Below are 549 nucleotides of genomic sequence, written 5' to 3'. Positions count from 1 at the left end.
GGCGCAACACTCGATACAGGTGGTTGGTTAAACCTTACCTGACAGGGACTTGCACCCTGCAAGATGCATCAAGCTTAGCTTGACGCACCAACGCCCAAATAACAGGCTAAGTAATGGTTGGCTAAAATGTGAAACGAAGTGGAACGCAGCCAACTGTTACGTGTCCTTGTTTATTTGCTTGTTAGGTTAATTATTGGATCATCGTTGCCTTTTATTTCAGCAACTTCTGCTCTCAATGCACTTAGTTGCTTATTTGTTTTCTTTGACTCAGCAATCAATTCACTCAATTTATCTTTTGTTCCAAATATTGCGAACGGTAATAAGAACCAAAGAATAACCAAAACAAACAAGAATAAAACTACAACAAGACCAAATCCACCACCTAATAATTCATTCATTACATCTTCCTTTTTATAATTAAAACTTGATAAGACACTACTATCGTCAATTAACCTAACGTCTTAGTATTTATACGTTACGTTGTTTGTATCGTATAAATACCTTGTTGAACGAAGCATACTCCTCACTCAACTTTTTTATTGGTATGCT

General features: G+C 36.6%; 1 protein-coding gene. It reads right to left on the bottom strand.

Annotated features, from left to right (window positions below):
* Nucleotides 1-170: 170 nt before the first annotated feature.
* The gene (locus tag GQR56_RS21340; RefSeq protein ID WP_166115403.1) at nt 171-398 is read right to left on the bottom strand and encodes a hypothetical protein; all 228 of its coding nucleotides are present in this window, start codon (nt 396-398) and stop codon (nt 171-173) included.
* Nucleotides 399-549 lie beyond the last annotated feature (151 nt).

The organism is Pseudoalteromonas sp. Z9A5, assembly GCF_011378875.1.
GTDB lineage: Bacteria > Pseudomonadota > Gammaproteobacteria > Enterobacterales > Alteromonadaceae > Pseudoalteromonas.
The sequence above is the reverse complement of the archived record's forward strand: the minus strand, read 5'-3'. Positions and strand labels throughout refer to the sequence as shown.

Coding starts and splice junctions, on each gene's coding strand:
- GQR56_RS21340 (WP_166115403.1), bottom strand. CDS start 398: ATGAATGAATTATTAGGTGGTGGATTTGGTCTTGTTGTAGTTTTATTC.